This is a genomic window from Kitasatospora sp. NPDC006697, assembly GCF_042869935.1.
Taxonomy (GTDB): domain Bacteria; phylum Actinomycetota; class Actinomycetes; order Streptomycetales; family Streptomycetaceae; genus Kitasatospora.
Genome location: NZ_JBIAGU010000042.1, coordinates 34,625 through 55,965, shown reverse-complemented (window position 1 = coordinate 55,965; position 21,341 = coordinate 34,625). Strand labels below are relative to the sequence as shown.

The following is a 21,341-nucleotide window of genomic DNA, read 5'->3' as shown; positions in this document are numbered from 1 at the left end:
ACGGGCGGGGGAGGGCGGGCTCAGGCGGACTGCTCGGCGCGCAGTTGCTCCTCGTTGACGCCGCGGCGCCAGTAGCCGGAGAACCGGACCCGGTCGCGGGCGAAGCCGCGTTCCCGGACCAGGTGCCGGCGCACGGTGGTGACCAGCGAGGACTCGCCGGCCAGCCAGGCGTACGGGGTGCCGGCCGGCAGCTGCGCCGCGCGGACGGCGGCGGGCAGCCCGGCCGCGCCGCGGATCAGCCAGTGCAGCTCGCAGGAGTCCGGCACGGCCAGGTCCTGGATGTCGGCGGGGTCGGGCACCTCGATCCAGGCGTGCACCGGCAGGCCCGGCGGCAGCCATTCGAGGATGCCGCCGAGGGCCGGCAGGGCCGTCTCGTCGCCGGCCAGCAGCACCCACTCGGTATCGGCGGGCGGCTCGAAGGTGACGCTGCGGTTCTCGGCCACGGCCGGGCCGAGCAGCACCACCCGGTCGCCGGGCGCGGCCGCCCCGGCCCAGGCGGCGGCGGGGCCGGCCGGCTGGTGCAGGGCGAAGTCCACGTCCACCTCGGCCGGTTCGGGCCGGTGCGCGCGGATGGTGTAGGACCGCATCACGGCCCGCTGGTGCTCGGGCAGTTCGCGCCAGCCGGTGAACCAGTCCTCGCCCGCCGCGATCGGCAGCAGCGGCTCGGGCTGGCCGGGGTGTGGCAGGAAGAGCGAGAAGCTCTGGTCCCGCCCGCCGCCCGCGAAGCGGCGCAACTCCGGTCCGCCGAAGGTGATCCGGCGCAGCGTCGGGCCCAGGCGCACGGCCCGCAGGACGGAGGCGCGGTAGAAGCGGTACTGGCCGTAGAGCAGATCGGTGGTGCCGGTGGTGCTCAACTGACCTTCCTCGCATTCTGGATGGCCTGGGCCAGCCGCTCCAGCAGCGGCGCCGCGCCCGCGTAGGAGAAGCGGGGGACCGAGCTCCACGGGGTGATCTGGCCGGCCCGGACGGCGGGCAGCTGGGACCAGGTCGGCTTGGCGGCCAGGTCCTTGGGCTGCAGGGCGGTGGACCGGTCGTCGAGCAGGATCAGGTCGGCGCCGTACTTGGCGGCGTTCTCCCAGCTCAGGCTCTCGAAGTAGTCGCCGGTGTCCAGCTTCTGCGGCTGGACGAACTCCACGCCCAGCTGGGCGAAGTAGATCAGGTCGGTGCTGATCTTCGGGTTGGAGACGTAGAACAGGTCGGGGCTGCCGGAGGCGGCCATCACCTTGAGCCCGCCGGCCGCCTTGGCGGCCTGGCGCACCGACTCGGCGGCGGCCTCGAACCGGGCCCTGGCGTCGGTCACCTTCTTGGCCGTCAGGTCGGCGCCGAGCGAGGCGGCCAGCGCGGCGTAGCGCTCGATCGGCTGGGTGATCGGGACCCGGGCCACCGTGATGCCCGCGACCGCGGGGTTGAGCTGGAGGATCTTCTCCTTGCTCTCCTCGGGCAGGTACCAGAAGGCGCCCGGGTCGTACATGTGGGTGACCAGCAGGTCAGGCCGCAGCGCCGCGTACTTCTCGAGGTCGAACTCGCCGTAGGCGTTGCCGATCACGGTGACCTTGTCGACGTCGAGGGCGCCCGCCTGCGGGTCGGCCTTGCCGTCGGCGGTCCTGGTCTCGCCGAAGACGCCGACGATCTGGCGGTCCAGGCCGAAGTCCACCAGGGCAGCGGCGGTGCCGGTGAAGGCGACGATCCGGCTGGGCGCGCTCGCGGCGGAGAGCTGCTTGGGCTGGTCGTCGGTGAAGGTCCACGGGCCCTTGCCCGCGGCATCGGCCGCGGCCGCGCCGCCCGTCTTCCCGGAGCTGCCGCAGGCGGTCAGCAGGGCGCCGAGGCCGACGGCGCCGCCCGCGGCGAGCAGGCCGCGGCGGGAGAGGCGGCCGGTGTTGGTGGTGTGCATGACGAAGCGTCTCTTTCGCAGAGAAAAGGGGAGGAAAAGCGGAGGCAAAGGGGGCGGTGATCAACCCGTCGCTTAGCTTAGGCTAACCTAACCTCAGTTCGAACTTAGGTAAACCTCACCTAAGTTTTCGCCCCGGGGTACCGCCCCGACGACAGCCCGGAGAGCACCCGTGTCCGTCGCCAACACCTCGCCACCGAGCGGCAGTTCACTGCCGCAGCGGCGCCGCCCGGCCGTCCCGGGCGGGCGCCCGGCCCACCGCTGGCGGGCCCCGCTGGCGGCCGCGGCGCTGCTCCTGCTGGTCGTCCTGGTGCTCAGCCTCGGCATCGGCGCCAAGGCGCTGAGCCCGGGTCAGGTCTGGCACGGGCTGTTCGACCCCGCCGCCCCCGACTACACCGTGGTGCACCGGCTGCGCCTGCCCCGCACCCTGCTCGGACTGCTGGTCGGCGCCGCCCTCGGCCTGGCCGGCGGCCTGATGCAGGCGCTCACCCGCAACCCGCTCGCCGACCCCGGCCTGCTCGGCATCAACGCGGGCGCCTCCGCCGCGGTGGTCACCGCCACCGCGCTGCTCGGCATCGGCAGCTTCGACGGCTACGTCTGGTTCGCGCTCGCCGGCGCCGCCGCCGTCGCCGTGCTGGTCTACGCCGTCGGCGGCGGCCGCACCGCCACCCCCGCCCGGCTGGCGCTGGCCGGCGCCGCGCTCAACGCCACCCTCTACTCCTACGTCAGCGCGCTGATGCTGCTCAACGCCGCCTCGCTGGAGCGGATGCGGGTCTGGACGGTCGGCTCGCTCGCCGACGCCCGGCCCGGGACGGTGCTGAAGGTGCTGCCGTTCGTGCTCGCCGGGCTGCTGGTCGCGCTCGCGCTGGCCCGGCCGCTGAACGCGCTCGCCCTCGGCGAGGAGACCGCCCGCGCCCAGGGCGCCCGGCCCGCGCGGGTCCGCGCGCTCACCGTCGTGGCCATCACCCTGCTCTGCGGCGCGGCCACCGCCGCCTGCGGACCGATCGTCTTCGTCGGCCTGATGGTGCCGCACCTGGCCCGGGCCGCCGTCGGCCCCGACCTGCGCCGGCTGCTGCCCTGCTGCGCGCTGCTCGCACCCGCGCTGCTGCTCGGCTCCGACGTGCTCGGGCGGCTGCTCGGCCGGCCGGGGGAGGTGCAGGTGGGCGTGGTGACCGCCGTGGTCGGCGGGCCGTTCTTCCTGCTGCACGCCCGGCGCGGGAAGACGGTGCGCGGATGACCGGCCTGCTGCGGGTCCGGCCGCGCGGCGCGGCCGCCGGGGCCGCCTGCGCCATGCTGGCGCTGGCCGTCGGCGTGCTGGCGCTCGGCAGCGGCAGCTACCCGATCGGCCCCGGCGAGGTGCTGCGAGTGCTCTTCGGCGGCGGCACACCCGCCGAACGGTTCGTCATCGAGCAGCTGCGGCTGCCCCGGGTGGCCACCGCCCTCGCCGTCGGCGCGGCGCTCGCGCTGGCCGGCGCGCTCTTCCAGTCGCTCACCCGCAACCCGCTCGGCAGCCCCGACATCCTCGGCTTCACCCAGGGCGCCGGCACCGGCGCGCTCGCCGTGGTGCTCGCCGGCGGCGGCAGCGCGGCGCTGGCCGGCGGAGCGCTGCTCGGCGGGGTGCTCACCGGCGCGGGCGTACTGGCGCTCACCTGGCGCGGGGGGCTGCAGAGCGGGCGCCTGGTCCTGGTCGGGATCGGCACGGCGGCGATCCTCGGCGGGGTCAACGGCTACCTGCTGACCCGCGCCCAGCTCACCGAAGCCGCCCGGGCGCTGCTCTGGCTGACGGGCAGTCTGGACGGCCGCGGCTGGGAGCAGGCGGTGCCCGTGCTGCTCGGGCTGCTGGTCATCGCCCCGCCCGTGCTGCTCGCCTGCGGCCCGGCGCTGCGCATCCTGGAGCTCGGCGACGACACCGCGGCCGGGCTCGGCGTGCGGGTCGAGCCGGTGCGGATCGCGCTGCTCGCCGCCGCCACCGTGCTGGCCGCGCTCGCCGCCTCCGCCGCCGGACCGGTCTCCTTCGTGGCGCTCACCGCGCCCCAGCTCGCCCGCCGCCTCACCCGCACCCCGGGACCCAACCTGCTCGCCGCCATGCCAGTCGGCGCCGCGTTGCTGGTGGGCGCCGACTGGCTCGCCCAGCACCTGGTGAGCGACCGCCAGCTGCCCGTCGGCGTGGTCACCGGGGTGATCGGCGGCGGCTACCTGATCTGGCTGCTGGTGACGCAACGTCGGGCGGGCCGACTTTGAGCGCCGCAGCCCCAGTCCCCACCTCCCTACGACGAGAGAGTCCCGTGTCCGAACCACGCCTCCGAGCGCGCGCCCTCACCCTCGCCTACGAGCGCCGCACCATCGCCCGCGACCTGGACGTCGACATACCCGACGCCTCGTTCACCGTCATCGTCGGCCCCAACGCCTGCGGCAAGTCCACCCTGCTGCGCGCCCTCGCCCGCACCCTGCGGCCCGCCGCCGGCGCCGTGCTGCTGGACGGCCAGGACATCGCCACCCGGCCCGCCAAGCAGCTCGCCCGCACCCTCGGACTGCTGCCGCAGGCCCCGATCGCCCCCGAGGGCATCACCGTCGCCGACCTGGTCGGCCGCGGCCGCTACCCGCACCAGGGGCTGCTGCGCCAGTGGTCCGAGCGGGACGAGCAGGTGGTCCGGGAGTCGATGGCCGCCACCGGCGTCGCCGAGCTCGCCGAGCGCACCGTCGACGAGCTCTCCGGCGGCCAGCGCCAGCGCGCCTGGATCGCCATGGCGCTCGCCCAGGAGACCCCGCTGCTGCTGCTCGACGAACCCACCACCTATCTGGACATCACCCACCAGGTGGAACTGCTCGACCTCTGCGCCCGGCTGCACGAGGAGCAGGGGCGCACCCTGGTCGCCGTGCTGCACGACCTCAACCAGGCGGCCCGCTACGCCAGTCACCTGATCGCGATGCGCGAGGGGGAGGTGGTCGCGGCCGGGCCGCCGGGTGAGGTGGTCACCGCGGAGCTGGTCGAAGAGGTCTTCCGGCTGCCCTGCCGGGTGATCGCCGACCCCGAGACCGGCACCCCGCTGGTCGTCCCCAAGGCCCGCAGGGCCCCCGAGGTGCGCGAGGCCCGCCGATGAACACCTCCCACACCCGCCGCGACTGCTGGGGCATCCCGCACCTCACCGCCGGCTCCCACCTCGAACTCGCCCGCGCCCAGGGCCGCAACGCCGCCACCGACCGCGCCTGGCAGCTCGAGGTCGAGCGCCACCGCGCCCAGGGCAGCTCCGCCGCCTTCCTCGGCCCCGACGCGCTCGACTGGGACCGCTTCGCCCGCCAGGCCCGCCTCGCCGACACCGCCCGGCGCTGCTTCGACCGCCTCGACCCGGCGACCGCCGAGTGGGTCCGCGCCTACGTCGCCGGAGTGAACGAGGCGCTGCCGCAAGCCGCCTGCGACGTAACCGAGTTCGCGGCAGTGGGGCTGGCCGCCGGGAGCTGGGAGGAGTGGACGCCGCTGGCACTCTGGCTCTCCCACCACATCCTCTTCGCCGGCTTCCCCGCCAAGCTCTGGCGCGAACGGGTCGAACACCAGCTCGGCGCGGAGGCGGTGCCGCTCTTCGCCACCGACGGGCCGGCCGGCTCGGGCAGCAACGGCTGGCTGATCACCGGCGAACGCACCGCCACCGGCGCCGCGCTGATCGCCGGAGACCCGCACCGCTTCATCGAGGACCCCGGCATCTACCAGCAGATCCGGCTCGGCTGCCCCGAGTACGAGGTGACCGGCCTCGCCGTCCCCGGCGTCCCCGGCATCGCCCACTTCGGCCACACCGGCGGTGTCGCCTGGGCCATCACCAACGCCATGGCCGACTACCAGGACCTCTACCGCGAACGCCTGCGCCGCACCCCGGAGGGCGTCGAAGCCCTCGGCCCGGACGGCTGGCAGCGCGCGCACGCGCACACCGAGCGGATCGAGGTCGCGGGCCAGCCGGCGGTCGAGATCGAGGTGATCGAGACGGCGCGCGGCCCGGTGGCGGTCGGCGGGGACCTCAGCCTGCGCTACCCGCCGCGCGTCACCGGCGAGTTGGGATTCGCCGCACTGCCCGCACTGCTGCGCGCCCGGACCGTCGCCGACATCGACGCGGCGATGGACCACTGGGCCGAACCCGTCAACGTGGTGCTCGCCGCCGACACCCACGGCGGCACCCTGCACCGCGTCGCGGGCGCCGTCCCCCGCCGGGACCGCGCCAACCTGCTGCACCCCGTGCCCGCCTGGCTCGCCGAGCACGACTGGACGGGCTGGCAGCCGATGCCCCGCGCCGAAGTGAGCGGCTACGCCGTGATGGCCAATGCCCACGGACTGGCCACCCCGCTCGGCATCGAGTTCGCCGCGCCCCACCGGGCCGGGCGGATCTCCCGGCTGCTCGCCGAACGGACCGACTGGACCGCCGAGTCGATGGCCGCGATCCACCAGGACACCCACCTCGGCTCCGCCGCCGTCCTGCTCGACCTGGCCGCCGAAGCCACCGGCCTCAGCCCGGCCGCCGACCGGCTGCGCCGCGAACTGCTCGACTGGGACCGGCGGATGGACGTCGACTCGGTCGCCGCCGGACGGTACGCGGCGCTGCGCTCCGCCGTCGTGCGGGCCGTCGCCGCGCTCCCCGTGCTCGCGCCGCTGGCCCGGCCGAGCGGCCACCCGGCGCTGTTCGCACCGTGGCTCGCGCTCACCACCCGGGTCGGGCTCGCGCTGGAACACCTGCTGGTGCCGGGGAGCCTGCCCGGACTCGACCCCGCCGGCCTGGTCCGCGACGCCCTCGAGGAGACCGCCCCGCAGCCCCCGCGGGCCTGGGGCGAGACCCACCGCCTGACACCCTGGCGGGCGTTGACCGGGCCCGACCCGGCGACCGAGCCCGCGCTCGGCGGCGACCACGACTGCGTGCTGGCCACCACCTCGCTGCCCGGCGTCACCGACCGGTGCGGCCGGGCCGGCGCCGCCCGCTACGTCTGGGACCTCGCCGACCGGACCGCCAGCCGCTGGATCGTCCCGCTCGGCGCAGGCGGCCACGACCACCGGCACGACCAACTCCCGCTCTGGGTCAGCGGACAGCTCCTCCCCACCGATCCTCCCCCGCGCACCGGAGAGACCCGATGAACCCGCACCACCGGCAGACCGTCCCCGGCTTCGGCACCCTGCTGCTGCGCCCGCTCGACCCGGCCGGCGACGCCGCCCTGCTGCACGGCTGGGTGAACGACGAACGCGCCCGATTCTGGGGCATGCTGGGCCACACCCGCGAACAGGTCCGCGACATCTACGCCCACGTCGACTCGCTGACCACCCACCACGCCTACCTGCTGCTGCGCGACGGCGAACCGGCGGCGCTGTTCCAGACCTACCAGCCCGAGCACGACCCGCTCGGCGACCACTACCCGGTCCAGCCGGGCGACGTGGGCGTACACCTGCTGGTCGCACCCGCCGCCGGCGAACCGTCGCCCCACCACACCGCCGTACTGGTCGCGGTGCTGCTCTCCGCCGTCCTCACCGACCCCGCCGTGCGCCGGATCGTCGCCGAGCCCGACACCCGCAACGCGGCGTCGATCGAGCGGCTCCGGCGCACCGGGTTCGCGTTCGGGCCGGAGGTGCAACTGGAGGACAAGCTCGCGCGGTTGATGGTCCTGGAGCGGGCGGTGGCTGAGCGGTTCTGCCGCACTGTCACTGATTGCACGTCAGGATGACTCGCCCACAGGTTTGCTGATGCAATGTCAGCCTCATAGGTCCCGCCGCGACGCGTTCCTCGCCGAACTGGAAGCCGCCGCATCCTGACCCGTCACCGCGCCAAGTCCGCGCAGACCAGCCGGAACGCCGCCGGTGGATCGGCCGCCCGGGCCACGCCGCGGCCCACCACCAGGTGCGAGGCGCCCGCCGCGAACGCGGCCTGCGGGGTGGCGGCGCGGGCGTGGTCGGTGGCCGTCACCCCGGGTTGCGCGACGCCCGGGGTGACGATCAGCGCCGCCTCGCCCAACTCCGCGCGCAGCAGCGCCGCTTCCTGCGGCGAGGCGACCACCCCGGCGCAGCCCGCGGCCCGGGCCAGGCGGGCCAGCCGCAGCACCTGGGTCTCGGTGGAGCCCGCGATCCCGAGCTCGGCGAGGTCGGCGTCCGTCATGCTGGTCACCACCGTGAGCGCGAGCACCCGCAGTTCGGGGAACTCCTTCGCCGCGCCGACCGCCGCCGCCAGGATGCCCCTGCCGCCCATCGCGTGCACGGTGACCATCGAGACGCCCAGCGCCCCGGCCGCCCGCACGGCGCCGGCCACCGAGTTCGGGATCTCGAAGAGCTTCAGATCGAGGAAGACCCGCTTCTCCCGCCCGACCAGCCACCGGACGAACTCCGGCCCGGCCGCGGTGAGGAGTTCCAGGCCGACCTTGTAGAAGCCGCACTCCCGGCCCAGGCGCTCGACGAGGGCTTCGGCAGCCGCCCGGTTGTCGAAGTCCAGCGCGACGATGACCCGTTGCGCAGCGGTCACGCCTGCTGCCCGTCGTACGGCCAGACGTCGTCCGGGAAGACCCGCGCGAACCAGTGCGGCTGCACGTCCCGCAGCCGCAGGGTCTGCCATTGGCGCGGGTCCTCCGGCAGCGGCACGCCCACCGCGACGTCCGGCCCGTAGGCGAACAGGCGCTCCTGGCAGACCCCGCAGGGCGCCAGCACCCAGTAGCCGCGGCCGCCGTCGGCCGCCGTCACGCAGACCGAGGCGACCACGCGGCGGCCGCGCTTGTAGGCCTCGCAGATCGCGCCCGTCTCGTGGCAGAGCCGCACCGCGTTGTTCGGCGGCTCGGGCGCCGTGCTCGTGAGCACCGTGCCGTCGTCCAGCCGCAGCGCCGCCGCACCGGCCCAGTCCTGCCCCGGGAAGCGGGTGCGTGCCAGCTCGATCGCGGCATCGACCAGCCCCCGGTCCACCACCTCGTGATCAGTCATGCGGTGCAGCGTACAAGCACGATAAATCCGGTGCGGATCGGACGCGGCGCCCGCAGACTGGGGGCGCAACGCAGCGATCCAGAAGGAGTTCCGTGCAGGCTGCCGTCACCGTCTCGCCGTCCGAAGTGCCCGAGCTGCTGCTCGGCCTGGCCACTGTCCGGCCGGTCTTCCTCTGGGGCGCACCCGGTATCGGAAAGTCCTCGCTGGTGCGGGAGTTCGCCGACTCCCTGGGGCTGGACTGCGTCAGCCTGATCGGCACCCAGCTGGCCCCGGAGGACTTGGTCGGCGTCCCGCAGATCACCCCCGACGGCCGCTCGCGGTTCTGCCCGCCGGAGTCCATCGCCCGGGAGAAGCCCTACTGCCTCTTCCTCGACGAGCTCAACGCCGCCACCCCGGACGTGCAGAAGGCCTTCTACTCGCTGATCCTGGACCGCCGGATCGGCTCCTACGAACTGCCGCCCGGCTCCCTCGTGATCGGCGCCGGAAACCGGGCCACCGACGGCGCGCTGGCCCGCCCAATGGCCTCCGCGCTGGTCAACCGGCTGGTCCACGTGCACCTGCGGGCCAGCAGCACCGACTGGCTCAACTGGGCAGCGGGCAAAGGCATCCACCCCTGGGTGCTGGACCACCTGACGGACCGCCCGGACCACCTCTGGTCGGCGCCGCCGAAGACCGAGGAGCCGTTCTCCACCCCGCGCGCCTGGCACATGCTCTCCGACGCGCTGCACTCCTTCGGCCCCGCGCTCACCGAGCCGACCCTCAAGGTGCTGGCGCACGGCCTGCTCACCCCGCAGCACGCGGTCGCCTTCTGCGGCTACGCCAAGATCGTCCGCAACTCCTACGGCCTGGACGCCATCCTCAAGGGCGATGCCCGCTGGCCGCACCGCATCGAGGACCGCGACCTGCTCTACTACCTCGCCGACGCCTTCCGTACCCGCCTGGCCAAGGAGCTGCCCGCCCGCAAGGAGCACGTCTCCGACGCCCGCCGGCAGACCGCCTACCGGGCCAAGAGCCTGCTGGTGCAGCTCGCCGAGATCTCCGTGGAGGTCGCCCAGACCGTGATCGCCGACGGCCCGGACGGCAATCCGGTGCTCCCCGCCTGGTTCCTGATCGAGGCGGCCCGCGACATGCCCCGGCTGGTCGAGGCCCGCCGGTGAGCGGCACCAGTGGCACCAGCGGCGCCAAGCGCGGCAACGCCGCCGCCGCCGCGGCCAAGCCCGACCCCGGCGTCGAGGCCGTGCAGGAGGGCCTGCGGCTGCTGAACCGCAACCACGCGCTGGCCGCGATCCCCGCCACCATCTGCCTGGACCGCAGGTGCGCGCCCGAGTACGGCTGGTGCACCGTCAGCTCCAACGGCACCGTGCACGCCAACACCGGCCGCCGGGCCGAACCCGCCGCCTGGGCCTGGCTGCTGGCGCACGCCCTGCTGCACCTGGGGTTCGGCCACGTGCCCGCCGGGCGCGGGCGCCGCGAGCCGCTGGACCAGTACCGGCAGGCCGCCAACTGCGCGGTGGTCAACCGCTTCCTCACCACCTTCCCGGTCGGCCGGGCCCCCGCCGAGCTGCCCGCGGACCTGCCGGGCGGCGACGAGGAGGAACTGGCCGCCCGCTGGCGCCGCGACGGCCTGCCGCGGATCCCCGGCAGCTGCGACGCCGGCGAACCCGACCAACTCGTCGTCCCCTGGGTCGGCCACCAGCAGCCCGAGGACTGGACGACGGCCTTCGCCGCCGCCCTCACCCGCACCATGTCCGCCGCCATGGACGTGGCCGGCGGCCGCCGCGACGCGCTCACCGGCGCCCGGGCCCCCGAGCGCCCCTGGACCAGGGCGCTCAACTGGTTCATCTCCAGCTACCCCCTGCTCGGCGGCATCGCGGCCGGCCTGACCCTGGTCGCCGACGCCGAACTCGCCCGCGCCCAGGGCATTTCCATCGCCGCCGTGAACACCGAGGCGGGCGAGATCTACCTCAACCCGCTGCGGCACCAGAGCGAGGAGGAGTGGCGGTTCATCCTCGGCCACGAGATGCTGCACGCCGCCCTGCGCCACGGCGAGCGCTGCGGCGCCCGCGACCCGTTCCTCTTCAACGTCGCCGCCGACTACGTGATCAACGGGTGGCTGTTGGCGATGGGCGTCGGCGAGATGCCCGAAGGGCTGCTGCACGACCCCCGGTTGGCCGACCTGTCGGCGGAGGAGGTGTACGACCGGATCGTCCGCGACCAGCGCCGGATCCGCCGGCTGGCCACCATGGCGGGCAAGGGGCGGCCCGATGTGCTCGGCGAGCCGCTGGGGCCGGCCCGCGACTACGTCGACCTGGACGACTTCTACCGCCGCGGCCTGCAGCAGGGGTTCGAGCTGTACCAGCGTGAACGCGGGCTGCTGCCCTCCGGATTGGTGGAGGAGATCCGGGCGCTCTCCCAGCCGCCGCTGCCCTGGGACGCCCGGCTCGCCCGCTGGTTCGACGAGTTCGTGCCCTCCCCGACCGACGTGCGCAGCTACGCCCGGCCGTCCCGCCGGCAGGCCGCCACCCCGTCGATCCCGCGGGCCGGCCGCTACCGCCCGCCGGAGGAGACCGCCCGGTGCACGTTCGGCGTGGTGCTGGACACCTCGGGCTCGATGAGCCGGGTGCTGCTCGGCAAGGCGCTCGGTGCGATCGCCTCCTACGCGGCGGCCCGCGAAGTCCCCGCCGCCCGGGTGGTCTACTGCGACGCGGCCGCCTACGACGCGGGCTTCCTGCCGCCCGAGCAGATCGCCGAACGGGCCCGGGTGCGCGGGCGCGGCGGCACCGTGCTGCAGCCCGGCGTCGACCTGCTGGAGCGCGCCGAGGACTTCCCGGCCACCGCGCCGATCCTGCTGATCACCGACGGCGAGTGCGACGTGCTCCGGGTCCGCCGCGAGCACGCCTACCTGGTCCCGCAGGGCGCGGGCCTGCCGTTCACGCCCCGCGGGCCGGTCTTCCGGCTGCGCTGAGCAGGCCGGGCCGCACGTCCTCGCCGGGGTCGCCGTCGCCCGGCTCGCCACTCCCCGGCGCAGGCGACCAGGCCGTACCAGGCGTGCAGGATCCCGGCAGTGCGGTCCAGCCGGTCCCGCACCGGCTACGGGGTCAGCCATGGTGGCACTGGTGCCACCATGGATGCGGGTGCCAGGCTCATGGCAGCCCGCCGTCGAGGTGTCCTAGTGTCTGATCATGATGATTCCACCCGCGCTCAGGCGCTCGGCGCTCCGGGTGCGGCGGGACACCGGCTTCCTGGCCACCGGTGTCCCGCCGCACCTGGCCCTGGTCCCCGTGTGGTCCTGGGCCGCGACGGTCCCCGCCGAGACGGGAGACTGGGCTATGGCGCTCACCGCGCCGGTCGCCCTCATCCTGCTCGCTGTCCCGGTGCTGACGGCCGTCCAGCGGTACCGCCACCGGGCGCTCCTCGGAGTGGACATCCCTCGGCCGACGCCCGCGCCGCAGGGGTGGTCGTGGGCGGCGGTCGCCCGGCGGTTCTCCTTGAGGCGGATCTGGCGCCAGCTCGGTTACCACCTCCTCCTGGGCCCGCTGGCGGCCGTGGTGGAGCTGTCGGTGCTCGCGATGGCGGCCGCCGGCCTGGCGGGCGCCACCACCCTCGGCTGGGTGTGGGCGCTGCCGGTGGAGGTCCGCCAGGACTGGTTCGACTACGCGACGCGGACGCCGTGCTACACGGTGGCCGGCATCGCCCTCCTGTGTGCCGTGCCCTGGGCGGCGGGGGCGGCGGCCCGGGCGGAGTCGCGGGTGGCGCCGGCGCTGCTCGGGCCCAGCCGGGCCCAGCGGCTCCAGGAGCGGGTGGAGTACCTGGCCGGCAGCCGCACCGACCTGATCGAGGCGGTCGACGCCGAGCGCCGCCGGATCGAGCGCGACCTGCACGACGGCACCCAGCAGCGGCTGGTCTCCCTCGCGGTCAACCTGGGCCTGGCCATGGCCACCCGACCCGACCTGCCGGGTGAAGCCCGCCAGGCGCTCGCGGAGGCGCACCTGGAGGCGAAGGAGGCGATCGCCGAGCTCAATGACCTGGTCCGCGGGTTGCACCCGGCCGTGCTCGAAGACCGAGGGCTGGACGCGGCGCTGTCCGGGTTGGCCGCCCGGGTGCCGGTGCCGGTGCGCCTGCGGGTCGATCTCGAGGAGCGGGTGGTGCCCGCCGTGGAGTCGGTCGCGTACTTCGTGATCTCCGAGGCGCTGGCCAACGTGACCAAGCACGCCGGTGCGACGCGTGCCGAGGTGACCGTCAGGCGGGTCGGGAAGGTGTTGCGGCTGAATGTCACCGACGACGGACTCGGTGGTGCCGACGCCTCCGCCGGCACGGGGCTGAGCGGGCTGGCCAAGCGGGTCGGCTCCGTCGACGGGACCTTCCGCGTCAGCAGCCCCGTCGGGGGACCGACGATCATCGCTGCGGAGCTGCCGTGCGAGCGGTGATCGCCGAGGACTCGGTGCTGTTGCGGATCGGCCTGGTCAAGGTGCTGGAGATGGGTGGTTTCCAGGTCGCCGCGGAAGTCGGTGACGGGGAGGCGCTGCTGGCGGCAGTGGAGGAGCACCGGCCCGAACTCGCCCTGGTCGACGTCCGGATGCCGCCCGGCTTCACCGACGAGGGGGTGCGCGCCGCGATGGCGATCCGTCGGCGGTGGCCGCAGACGGCGGTGGTGCTGCTCTCGCAGTACGTGGAGGAGCGGTACGCGGCCGACCTGTTGGCGACCAACACCAGCGGCGTCGGCTATCTGCTCAAGCAACGCGTCGCCGATGTGCGGGAGTTCGTGGAGGCGGTGCAGCGGGTCGCGGGCGGGGGCACGGCGCTGGATCCGCAGGTCGTCGCCCAGCTGCTGCTGCGGCGGGACAGCGACCCGCTGGACCGGCTGACCCCTCGTGAACGGGACGTGCTGGGCCTGATGGCCGAGGGGCGCTCCAACGCCGGCATCGCCGAGGCGCTGACGGTCAGCGAGAGCGCGGTGGCGAAGCACATCAACAACATCTTCGCCAAGCTCGACCTGCCGGTGACCGACACGGACCACCGCCGCGTGCTCGCCGTGCTGCGCTTCCTCGGAGCGCCCCAGGGCTGACCGGCCCCGGTGTCAGACCCCGGTGGCCGGGCCTCCGAAGTCCGGTGCCGCTACCGCCTCGATCGCGCTCTCCGCATGCGGATCCGCGGCCGGTGCCGGGTGGGTGGCCCGGATCTCGAAGCCGGCCTCGACCGCCAGCGCGCGGTACTCGGCGTCGGTGCGGTTGCGGCCCTCGACCATGGCGAGCATCAGCAGGTCGAAGACCTTGGCCGCACTCGCGCCGGGACCCTCCGGGATCACCTTCTCCAGGATCACCAGCCGCCCGCCCGGCTCCATCGCCTTGCGCACCGTCCGCAGGATCTCCAGCGCCTTGTCGTCCGCCCAGTTGTGCAGGCAGCGGGCGAGCACGTAGAGGTCGCCGCCGGTCGGTACCTGCTCGAAGAAGCTGCCCTCGACCAGCGTCGCCCGCTCCAGCACGCCCGCCTCCGCCAGGCAGCCGCGGGCCTGCTGCACCGCCTCCGGCAGCTCCAGCAGCACGCCGTGCAGCTCCGGGCGCCCGGCCAGCAGGTCGGCGAGCAGCTTGCCGTTGCCGCCGCCCACGTCGACCACCGTGCGCACGCCCGTCAGGTCGCAGGCCGAGAGGGCCTGCGGCACGGCCCGGTGGCCGCCGAGCGCCTGGTGGAAGGTGCGGGCGGTCTCCGGGTGCGCGGCCAGATAGCCGTACATCGGCTCGCCGTAGGCGTGGTCGAAGGCGGGCGTGCCGGTCCGCGCGGTGTGCAGCAGCTCGCCGAAGGAGCGGTACACCTCCTCGCCGAGCAGCACGGCGGACTGCCGCGCCGACCCGGGCACGTCCGAACGCAGCAGCGTGGCGGAGGCGTTGAGCCCGAAGACGGACTCGCCCTGCTGCTCGAACAGGCCGACGGAGGCCAGCGCGCGCAGGATCCGGTGCAGGGCATCCGGGTCGGCCTCGCAACGGGCGGCCAGCTCGGCGGAGTCGAGCGGCCCGGCGGCCAACTGGTCGGCCACGCCCAGCACGGCGACCACGTGGCAGGCCTGGGCCAGCCAGGCGCCGGACAGCAGTCCCTGCACGAGCCTGCGATCGGTCTCGGACACGAGGGTCCCTTTCTCAGCGGTTTGACGGTGCGTCAGAGGGTGGCGGTGATCGCCTCGGCGAGGGTGGCCATCATCAGGCCGTGGAACTCGGCGTTGGCGCGGCGGTCGGTGACCACCTCGACCAGCCGCGGGCCCGGCTGCTCGACGGCCGAGAGCAGCTCGGCCACGCTCCGGGCCCGGGTGTACGGCCAGCCGGAGGCGGCCGCCAGATGGGCGAAGTCGACCTGGTGCGGGGTGCCGAGGTAGAGCTCGAACCCGTCGATCGGCTCGCCCGGCGGCAGCATCGAGAAGATCCCGCCGCCGTTGTTGTTCACCAGCACCACCACCAGGTCGGGGCGCTCCGTCCCGGGCGCCCCGATCAGCCCGTTCTGGTCGTGCAGCAGCGAGAGGTCGCCGAGCAGCGCGAACGCCCGCCCGCCGCCCGCCGCCTGGTGGGCCAGCGCCGCGCCGACCGCGCTGGAGACGGCGCCGTCGATGCCGCTGAGCCCGCGGTTGGCGAGGATTCGCAGGTCCTGGCGCGGCCGCATCCGCTCGGCGTCCCGGATCGGCATGCTGGAGGCGACGAAGAGCAGCGCGCCGGCGGGCAGGGCGGCCACCAGCTCGCGGGCGACCCGGGGCTCGCTGAGCGGGCCGGTGTCGAGCAGCTGGTCCAGTGCGGTGGCGGCGGCCTTGTCGGCCTGCTGCCAGAGGGGGAGCCAGGCCGGGTCCTCGGCGGTCCTGCGCGCGGCGCCCAGCGCGGGGACGACCCGGGTCGCGGTGCGGACCGGGTCGGCCCAGTCGGGCGAGGGGTCCACCACGACCACCTCAGGCGCGTGCGCGAGGTAGTCCAGCACGGTGAGGCTGATGCCCGGCCGGCCCACGCTGACCACCAGTTCGGGGACGGCCCGCGCCCGGAACCCCGGGTGGCCGAGCAGGTCGACGTAGTTGCTCAGCACGGTGGCGCCGTAGCGCGCACCGCTCTGCGGCTCGGCGATCAGCGGCCAGCCGGCCTCCTCGGCGAAGGCCACGGCCCGGTCCGGGTCCGCGGCCCCGTCGCCCACGATGACCACTCCGCGGGCCGGCAGCTCAAGGTCGACGGGCTGCGGGGCGGGCGCCGTGACGGCCGTCCACGGGGCGCCGCCGGTCCGCGCCACCGGCTGCCAGCCCGCGGGCTCGCCGGTGACGTCCATCGGCTCGGGCAGCCCGACGTTCAGGTGCACCGGCCCGCGCGCCGCGGCCGCCACGCTGCGGGAGACCACCGAGCGCCAGTACCGCACACTCGCCGGGTCCGCCCGGGTGCCGTCGGAGTCCAACTCGGCGAAGTGGCCGACGGCGGTGCCGAAGAGCCGCACCTGGTCGGTGGCCTGGTTGGCGCCGGTGTCGCGCTGCGCGGGCAGTCGGTCGGCGGTGAGCACCAGCAGCGGGACCCGGGAGTGGTGCGCCTCCAGCACGGCCGGGTGCAGGTTGGCCGTCGCGGTGCCGGAGGTGCAGACCACGGCGGCCGGCCGCCGGCTCGCCCGGGCCAGCCCCAGCGCCAGGAACCCGGCCGACCGTTCGTCGATCCGCACGTGCAGCCGGATGCCGGGGTGCCGGTGCAGCGCGTTCGCGAGGAACGCGGAGTGCAGACCGGGGGAGACCACCACCTCGCTGACGCCGCACCGGGCGAGTTCGTCTGCGATGGTCTCGGTCAAAGGAGTTGACAGCTTCACCGCGCCGCCTTTCAGCCTCAGGAACGCCGGAATGCCTCAGGAATGGTCGGACGGAACACGCGTCACGCTACCAGGACTGTCCGAACGATCGTGCAGAAAACTTTCCCGGGCGCGGACCGCCAGGGCAAGATCGGCCAACTTCCCCGCGCGGGATCAGTCCTGACAGGCGCTCCCGGTCGCCAGCACCCGCAGCGCCCGGAGGAAGGCCGCCGCGTCCGCCTCCGGCAGCGGCGCGAGGAAGCGCCGCTCCAGCTCCTCGCGGGCCCGCTCGGCGCCGGCCAGGCAGTCGCGGCCGTGCCCGGTCAGCTGCACGGTGTTGCGCCGGCGGTCCTGCTCGCTGCGGCGGCGCTCGACCAGTCCCTTGCGCTCCAGGGTGTCGACCAGCGCCACCATGGTGGTGCGGTCGACGCCGAGCCGGCCGGCCGCCTCCAGCTGGGAGAGCGGGCGCTCGGCGGCGAGCACCGCGAGGACGGCCAGTTCGCGGCCGTCGAGCCCGAAGGGCGCCAGGGCCTGCGCGGAGGCCTCCGTCAGCCGCGCCTGTGCGTGCTTCATCAGGTAGCCCAGGCGGGCGGTCAGGGGGGCGGGTCCTTGGCCGGTCATGACCGGCATCCTATCCAGTCTCCTGATGGTCAGTCTGACTGACGATCAGTTAGGCTGACGGTTGCTGCGGCCGGGGAGGGCGGCAGTACCAACGGCAGTACCGACGGAAGTACCAACGGCAGTTCCGCAGCAGTTCCAGGGGAGGAGTGCGGCCATGACCGACCACCAGCACCATCCGGTGACCTTCGGGGTCAAGACCACGCCGATGCGGGTCGGCTACCAGGACGTCCTGCGGGTCTGGGAGGAGGCGGACGAGCTGCCCGAGATCGCCGACGCCTGGCTCTGGGACCACCTGATGCCGATCGTCGGGCCCAAGGACGGGCAGATCCTGGAGGGCTGGACCCTGCTGAGCGCACTCGCCGCCCGGACCCGCCGGCTGCGGCTCGGCCTGCTGGTCACCAGCAACCGGGTCCGCGAGCCCGCCGTGCTCGGCAAGATGGCCGGCACCGTGGACGCCGTCTCCGGCGGCCGGCTCATCATGGGCCTCGGCGTCGGCGGCACCCACCAGCCGGCCGGCGCGGGCGGCATCGCGGGCGAGAACCCGGCGCTCGCCGAGTACCAGGCCTACGGGCTGACCCTGGTCCCGCCGGCCGAGGGCATCGCCCGGCTCGCCGAGACGGTGCAGATCCTGCGGCGGATGTGGACCGAGGAGGTCTTCGATTTCCACGGCCGGTACTACCGGCTGACCGGGAACCGGAGCGAGCCCAAGCCGGCCCGGCCCGGCGGTCCGCCGCTGCTGATCGGCGGCTGGGGGAGCCGGACCCTGCGGCTGGTCGCCGAGCACGCCGACATCTGGAACATCCCCGGCCCGCCGCACCACCCGATCGCCTACCTGGCCGAGCGCTCCGCCGTGCTGGACGCGCACTGCGCGGCGATCGGGCGCGACCCGCGCAGCATCACCCGCTCCGTGCAGTACATCGTCTCGTACGAGGACCCGGCCGCCGACCGCCGGGCCGTGCTCGAGCTGGTCGCGGCCGGCTTCGGCCACATCGTGCTCAGCCTGCGCAGCCCGTACCCGCCGCAGGCGGCCCGCTGGCTGGTCGAGCGGATCATCGCCCCGGTGCGTGCGGAGCTGCCCCGCTGAGACCGGCCGACAGTGGGGTGTGCGAGAGTCGGGGCATGCTGGAGATCTCGGTGCAGACGGAGCGTCAGGAACGGCACCCGCGGGTGTCGGTGGGGGAGCTGACGGAGCTGGTGCGCCGGATCGGCGGCCGGGGCGACCGGTTCCTGGTGCTGGAGCGGCTGCCCGGCGAGCCCGAGGTCTACGCCCAGGTCTGGCACGAGGCGGGCGGCGGCTACACCGTGGAGCACCGGGAGGGCGCGGCCGACCGGCACTTCCAGGCCGAGGCCGCCGACCCGGCGGCCGTGGCCGCGGCGCTGGCCGGCTGGGCGCGGCAGGAGCCGGGCTGGGACGCGGAGTTGGCCTGGACCAGGCTGGCCCCCGACGACCCCGCCGGGGCGCCGCCGCTGGAGCTGGACCCGGCCGACCGCGCCGACCTGGAGCAGCAGCTCCGCCGCACCCTGGCCGGCGGCTACGCCTCGCGCGCCGAACTGGCCGAACTCGCCGAGGAGTACCTGGTCACCGCCGACCGCCGACCGGTCTCGCCCGCCCAGGCCGCGGCCCTGGCGGACCGGCTCTGGCAGGACCGGCTGGCCGAACAGGCCGGCTGGCGGGGCGAGACCGACCCCGAACGCCTCACCCGCGCCTTCGAGGCGCTGGAGCAGGCCGGGATCACCGCCCGGGAGCACTTCACCTGCTGCCGCGGCTGCGGCCAGGCCGAGATCGGCGACGAGGCCCGGCCCGGCGCCCGCGGCTTCGTCTACTTCCACGCCCAGTGCACCGAGGGCGCGGCCGACGGCGGCGGACTGACCCTGCTCTACGGCGGCTTCGACGGTTCGGCCGCGACCACGGCCGGGATCGGGCGCGAGGTGGTCGCCGCGCTGGCGGCGGTCGGCCTGCGCTGCAGCTGGGACGAGGACCCGGGCCGGGCGATCACCGTGACCCCGCTGGACTGGCGCCGGCGGATCGCCGGCTGACCGTCAGCAGGCCGCCCGACAGCGGGTCAGCGGGCGAGCAGCTCGTCCAGCGCCGCCTTGATCCGCTCGGCCGGCACCCGCTGCTCCACCGTCAGGTGGCCCACCAGGCTGGGCACGAACGGTGCGAGCAGCAGGTGCGCCAGCACCGGCGCGTCCGCCTCCGGGCGGGCCTGCCGCAGCAGCATCGTGACGTGGGTGTGCTGGGTGGTGTAGAAGCCGCCGCGGTAGCGCGCGGCCGGGGCGGCGGCCTCGGCGCTCGCCATCACGTCCAGCTGCCGGCCGGTGTGGTCGACCAGCGCGTGCAGGAAGGCGCGCAGCCGCTCCCCGGCCGGAGCGCCGGGCCCCAGCGGCGGCGGCCCGCTGAGGAAGGCCTGCTGGAACCGCTGCTCGGCCTCGTCCAGCAGGGCGTAGAGCAGCGCGCTGACGTCGCCGAACCGGCGGTAGACGGTGCCGACGCCCATCTCCGCCGCCGCCGCCACCGCGTTCATGGTGACCGCGCCCGGGCCCTGCTCGGCGAGCAGCCGGGCGGTGGCATCGAGGATCCGGCGCCGGTTGCGCGCCGCGTCGGCCCGCTCGGGAGGGGCCTGACCTGCGATGGGGAGTTCGTTGGTGGCCATGTCACGAGGCTAGCGGATCGCTATCCGTTTTACTCCCCGGCGATCCCTTGTGAATCGGATTCTTATCCGCTTAACTGGAGCCCGTCGAAGCGGATGACTATCCGCTTCAGTGCCGATACCCGTTCTCCACCGTTCGGAAAGGGGCTCTGCCATGGGCGCCAAGGTCGCGGTCATCTACTACTCGTCCACCGGGAACGTGCACCAGCTCGCCAATGCCGTCGCCGAAGGCGCCGAGAAGGCCGGCGCCGAGGTGCGCCTGCGCCGGGTGCCGGAGCTGGCCCCCGAGGCGGCGATCGACGCCAACCCGGCCTGGCGCGCGCACGTCGAGGAGACCAAGGACGTCGAGGTCGCCACCCTGGACGACCTCGTCTGGGCCGACGCCTACGCCCTCGGCTCGCCGACCCGGTTCGGCAACATCGCCGCCCAGCTGAAGCAGTTCATCGACACCACCGGCGGCCTCTGGGCCCAGGGCGTGATGACCGACAAGCCCGCCACCGGCTTCACCGCCTCCTCCAACGCCCACGGCGGCAACGAGTCCACCACCCTCGCCCTCTACAACACCTTCCACCACTGGGGCTCGATCATCGTCGCCCCCGGCTACAGCGACCCGGTCGTCTACGCGGCCGGCGGCAACCCCTACGGCACCTCGCACGCCGGCCGCGAGGCCGTCACCGAGGCCACCCTGGCCGCCGCCCGCTACCAGGGCGAGCGCCTGGCCGGCATCGCGGCCCGGCTGCAGGCCACCAAGTAAAGGCCGGTAGGCCACCACGCAGGGGCCGACCCCGTCAGGCGGCCGCCGGCACTCCGGCGGCCACCTGCCAGGCGGCGGTCACCGCCGCGTGCAGCACCGCCGGGTCCGCCGCGCGCACCGGCGCGCCCAGGTGCACGTGGAAGCCGGGGCGCCGCAGCGGGCCGGTGGCCAGGCCGGCCACCTGCTTGGCGGCCGAGCCGGAGCTGAGGCGGCGCGCACCGGCCTGGCCGAGCGGCAGCACCGGCGCGCCGGTGGCGGCCGCCAGCCGGGCCAGCCCGCTGCGGAACCGCTCCGGCGGCGCCTCGCCCGAGTCCCGGCGGTGCGGCAGCCCGCCCTCGCCGTAGATCAGCACCGAGCGGCCGGCCGCCAGCGCCCGCGCCGCGCCGTCCAGCGCCTCGCCCGCCCGCGCGGTGCCGCGGCGCACCGGGATGTGCCCCTCGCGCACCAGCGCCGCGCCGAGCAGCGGCACCCGCCACAGCCCGGCCGTGGCCAGCACCGCCGGGCGCAGGCCCAGCCGGTCCAGCGCGGCCAGCACGATCGCCGGATCGGCCAGCGAGGTGTGGTTGGCGGCGATGATGCTGCCCGGGGCCAGTTCGGCGGCCGGGTCGGTGGTGACGGTCAGCGGGCCGAAGGCCGGGACCAGGGCGGTGGCGAGGCGGCTGAGCATGGTGCGGCGGATCCTCCGTGCGGGGCGGGCGATGCCCTCATCGTCCC

Annotated in this window: 21 protein-coding genes; 12 read left to right on the top strand and 9 right to left on the bottom strand. The window is 75.0% G+C overall.

Annotated features, from left to right (window positions below; genetic code table 11):
• Positions 1 to 20: 20 nt before the first annotated feature.
• A complete protein-coding gene (locus ACFYNO_RS37545; RefSeq protein ID WP_388022300.1) occupies positions 21 to 854 on the bottom strand; it encodes a siderophore-interacting protein in 834 nt (277 codons plus the stop codon).
• The gene (locus ACFYNO_RS37540) at positions 851 to 1,891 is read right to left on the bottom strand and encodes an ABC transporter substrate-binding protein (protein WP_388022297.1); all 1,041 of its coding nucleotides are present in this window, start codon (positions 1,889 to 1,891) and stop codon (positions 851 to 853) included. Before ACFYNO_RS37540 ends, ACFYNO_RS37545 begins: the two co-directional genes overlap by 4 nt.
• Positions 1,892 to 2,099: 208 nt before the next feature.
• On the opposite strand from ACFYNO_RS37540, the gene ACFYNO_RS37535 reads away from it, so the two are divergent.
• Genes ACFYNO_RS37535 through ACFYNO_RS37515 form a run of 5 tightly spaced genes read left to right on the top strand, consistent with a single transcriptional unit; the run spans position 2,100 to position 7,579 of the window.
• Positions 2,100 to 3,125, top strand: a complete 1,026-nt coding sequence (locus ACFYNO_RS37535; RefSeq protein ID WP_388022344.1) for an iron chelate uptake ABC transporter family permease subunit — start codon at positions 2,100 to 2,102, stop codon at positions 3,123 to 3,125.
• Complete coding sequence (locus ACFYNO_RS37530) at positions 3,122 to 4,129, top strand: FecCD family ABC transporter permease (protein ID WP_388022295.1); 1,008 nt, start codon at positions 3,122 to 3,124, stop codon at positions 4,127 to 4,129. The genes ACFYNO_RS37535 and ACFYNO_RS37530 overlap by 4 nt, the downstream gene beginning before the upstream one ends.
• On the top strand, positions 4,126 to 4,989 hold the full coding sequence (locus tag ACFYNO_RS37525; protein WP_388022292.1) for an ABC transporter ATP-binding protein: 864 nt from the start codon (positions 4,126 to 4,128) through the stop codon (positions 4,987 to 4,989). Before ACFYNO_RS37530 ends, ACFYNO_RS37525 begins: the two co-directional genes overlap by 4 nt.
• Positions 4,986 to 6,998, top strand: coding sequence for a penicillin acylase family protein (locus ACFYNO_RS37520; protein ID WP_388022290.1), 2,013 nt, complete (start codon positions 4,986 to 4,988; stop codon positions 6,996 to 6,998). Before ACFYNO_RS37525 ends, ACFYNO_RS37520 begins: the two co-directional genes overlap by 4 nt.
• The gene (locus ACFYNO_RS37515; protein WP_388022287.1) at positions 6,995 to 7,579 is read left to right on the top strand and encodes a GNAT family N-acetyltransferase; all 585 of its coding nucleotides are present in this window, start codon (positions 6,995 to 6,997) and stop codon (positions 7,577 to 7,579) included. The genes ACFYNO_RS37520 and ACFYNO_RS37515 overlap by 4 nt, the downstream gene beginning before the upstream one ends.
• Positions 7,580 to 7,671: 92 nt before the next feature.
• On the opposite strand, the gene pyrF is transcribed toward ACFYNO_RS37515, so the two are convergent.
• Positions 7,672 to 8,367 (bottom strand): orotidine-5'-phosphate decarboxylase, encoded by a 696-nt coding sequence (gene pyrF / locus ACFYNO_RS37510; RefSeq protein ID WP_388022284.1) that lies wholly within the window; start codon positions 8,365 to 8,367, stop codon positions 7,672 to 7,674.
• Positions 8,364 to 8,816: a cytidine deaminase gene (locus ACFYNO_RS37505; RefSeq protein ID WP_388022281.1), complete on the bottom strand. Its 453-nt coding sequence runs from the start codon at positions 8,814 to 8,816 to the stop codon at positions 8,364 to 8,366. Before ACFYNO_RS37505 ends, pyrF begins: the two co-directional genes overlap by 4 nt.
• Before the next feature lie 92 nt (positions 8,817 to 8,908).
• On the opposite strand from ACFYNO_RS37505, the gene ACFYNO_RS37500 reads away from it, so the two are divergent.
• The 4 genes from ACFYNO_RS37500 (at position 8,909) to ACFYNO_RS37485 (ending at position 13,881) form a co-directional block, all read left to right on the top strand.
• Entirely contained in the window at positions 8,909 to 9,973 is a 1,065-nt protein-coding gene (locus tag ACFYNO_RS37500) for an ATP-binding protein (RefSeq protein WP_388022280.1), read from the top strand.
• Positions 9,970 to 11,781: a hypothetical protein gene (locus tag ACFYNO_RS37495; RefSeq protein ID WP_388022279.1), complete on the top strand. Its 1,812-nt coding sequence runs from the start codon at positions 9,970 to 9,972 to the stop codon at positions 11,779 to 11,781. The genes ACFYNO_RS37500 and ACFYNO_RS37495 overlap by 4 nt, the downstream gene beginning before the upstream one ends.
• Positions 11,782 to 11,998: 217 nt before the next feature.
• Positions 11,999 to 13,243, top strand: coding sequence for a histidine kinase (locus tag ACFYNO_RS37490; protein ID WP_388022276.1), 1,245 nt, complete (start codon positions 11,999 to 12,001; stop codon positions 13,241 to 13,243).
• Positions 13,231 to 13,881 carry a response regulator gene (locus tag ACFYNO_RS37485; RefSeq protein WP_388022274.1) on the top strand — a complete coding sequence of 217 codons (651 nt, stop codon included), beginning with the start codon at positions 13,231 to 13,233 and terminating at the stop codon, positions 13,879 to 13,881. Before ACFYNO_RS37490 ends, ACFYNO_RS37485 begins: the two co-directional genes overlap by 13 nt.
• A gap of 12 nt (positions 13,882 to 13,893) precedes the next feature.
• Here the strand turns inward: ACFYNO_RS37485 and ACFYNO_RS37480 are convergent, their stop codons facing one another.
• The 3 genes from ACFYNO_RS37480 to ACFYNO_RS37470 form a co-directional block, all read right to left on the bottom strand.
• The gene (locus ACFYNO_RS37480) at positions 13,894 to 14,934 is read right to left on the bottom strand and encodes a methyltransferase (RefSeq protein ID WP_388022271.1); all 1,041 of its coding nucleotides are present in this window, start codon (positions 14,932 to 14,934) and stop codon (positions 13,894 to 13,896) included.
• 32 nt (positions 14,935 to 14,966) lie between these two features.
• The gene (menD, locus tag ACFYNO_RS37475) at positions 14,967 to 16,604 is read right to left on the bottom strand and encodes a 2-succinyl-5-enolpyruvyl-6-hydroxy-3-cyclohexene-1-carboxylic-acid synthase (RefSeq protein ID WP_388022268.1); all 1,638 of its coding nucleotides are present in this window, start codon (positions 16,602 to 16,604) and stop codon (positions 14,967 to 14,969) included.
• A 171-nt stretch (positions 16,605 to 16,775) separates the two neighbouring features.
• A complete protein-coding gene (locus ACFYNO_RS37470; RefSeq protein ID WP_388022265.1) occupies positions 16,776 to 17,222 on the bottom strand; it encodes a MarR family winged helix-turn-helix transcriptional regulator in 447 nt (148 codons plus the stop codon).
• Between the two features lie 154 nt (positions 17,223 to 17,376).
• On the opposite strand from ACFYNO_RS37470, the gene ACFYNO_RS37465 reads away from it, so the two are divergent.
• Both ACFYNO_RS37465 and ACFYNO_RS37460 read left to right on the top strand, forming a co-directional pair.
• Positions 17,377 to 18,306: an LLM class flavin-dependent oxidoreductase gene (locus ACFYNO_RS37465; protein WP_388022264.1), complete on the top strand. Its 930-nt coding sequence runs from the start codon at positions 17,377 to 17,379 to the stop codon at positions 18,304 to 18,306.
• A 35-nt stretch (positions 18,307 to 18,341) separates the two neighbouring features.
• The gene (locus ACFYNO_RS37460; RefSeq protein ID WP_388022261.1) at positions 18,342 to 19,259 is read left to right on the top strand and encodes a DUF6891 domain-containing protein; all 918 of its coding nucleotides are present in this window, start codon (positions 18,342 to 18,344) and stop codon (positions 19,257 to 19,259) included.
• 26 nt (positions 19,260 to 19,285) lie between these two features.
• Here the strand turns inward: ACFYNO_RS37460 and ACFYNO_RS37455 are convergent, their stop codons facing one another.
• Positions 19,286 to 19,876 (bottom strand): TetR/AcrR family transcriptional regulator, encoded by a 591-nt coding sequence (locus tag ACFYNO_RS37455; protein ID WP_388022259.1) that lies wholly within the window; start codon positions 19,874 to 19,876, stop codon positions 19,286 to 19,288.
• Between the two features lie 151 nt (positions 19,877 to 20,027).
• Here ACFYNO_RS37455 and wrbA point away from each other — a divergent pair, with 151 nt between their 5' ends.
• On the top strand, positions 20,028 to 20,627 hold the full coding sequence (gene wrbA / locus ACFYNO_RS37450) for an NAD(P)H:quinone oxidoreductase (protein WP_388022257.1): 600 nt from the start codon (positions 20,028 to 20,030) through the stop codon (positions 20,625 to 20,627).
• A 34-nt stretch (positions 20,628 to 20,661) separates the two neighbouring features.
• Here the strand turns inward: wrbA and ACFYNO_RS37445 are convergent, their stop codons facing one another.
• Complete coding sequence (locus tag ACFYNO_RS37445) at positions 20,662 to 21,294, bottom strand: lysophospholipid acyltransferase family protein (protein WP_388022256.1); 633 nt, start codon at positions 21,292 to 21,294, stop codon at positions 20,662 to 20,664.
• Positions 21,295 to 21,341: the final 47 nt, after the last annotated feature.

Coding starts and splice junctions, on each gene's coding strand:
- ACFYNO_RS37540 (WP_388022297.1), bottom strand. CDS start 1,891: ATGCACACCACCAACACCGGCCGCCTCTCCCGCCGCGGCCTGCTCGCC.
- ACFYNO_RS37530 (WP_388022295.1), top strand. CDS start 3,122: ATGACCGGCCTGCTGCGGGTCCGGCCGCGCGGCGCGGCCGCCGGGGCC.
- ACFYNO_RS37520 (WP_388022290.1), top strand. CDS start 4,986: ATGAACACCTCCCACACCCGCCGCGACTGCTGGGGCATCCCGCACCTC.
- ACFYNO_RS37515 (WP_388022287.1), top strand. CDS start 6,995: ATGAACCCGCACCACCGGCAGACCGTCCCCGGCTTCGGCACCCTGCTG.
- ACFYNO_RS37505 (WP_388022281.1), bottom strand. CDS start 8,816: ATGACTGATCACGAGGTGGTGGACCGGGGGCTGGTCGATGCCGCGATC.
- ACFYNO_RS37490 (WP_388022276.1), top strand. CDS start 11,999: ATGATGATTCCACCCGCGCTCAGGCGCTCGGCGCTCCGGGTGCGGCGG.
- ACFYNO_RS37470 (WP_388022265.1), bottom strand. CDS start 17,222: ATGACCGGCCAAGGACCCGCCCCCCTGACCGCCCGCCTGGGCTACCTG.
- ACFYNO_RS37465 (WP_388022264.1), top strand. CDS start 17,377: ATGACCGACCACCAGCACCATCCGGTGACCTTCGGGGTCAAGACCACG.
- ACFYNO_RS37460 (WP_388022261.1), top strand. CDS start 18,342: ATGCTGGAGATCTCGGTGCAGACGGAGCGTCAGGAACGGCACCCGCGG.
- ACFYNO_RS37455 (WP_388022259.1), bottom strand. CDS start 19,876: ATGGCCACCAACGAACTCCCCATCGCAGGTCAGGCCCCTCCCGAGCGG.
- wrbA (WP_388022257.1), top strand. CDS start 20,028: ATGGGCGCCAAGGTCGCGGTCATCTACTACTCGTCCACCGGGAACGTG.
- ACFYNO_RS37445 (WP_388022256.1), bottom strand. CDS start 21,294: ATGCTCAGCCGCCTCGCCACCGCCCTGGTCCCGGCCTTCGGCCCGCTG.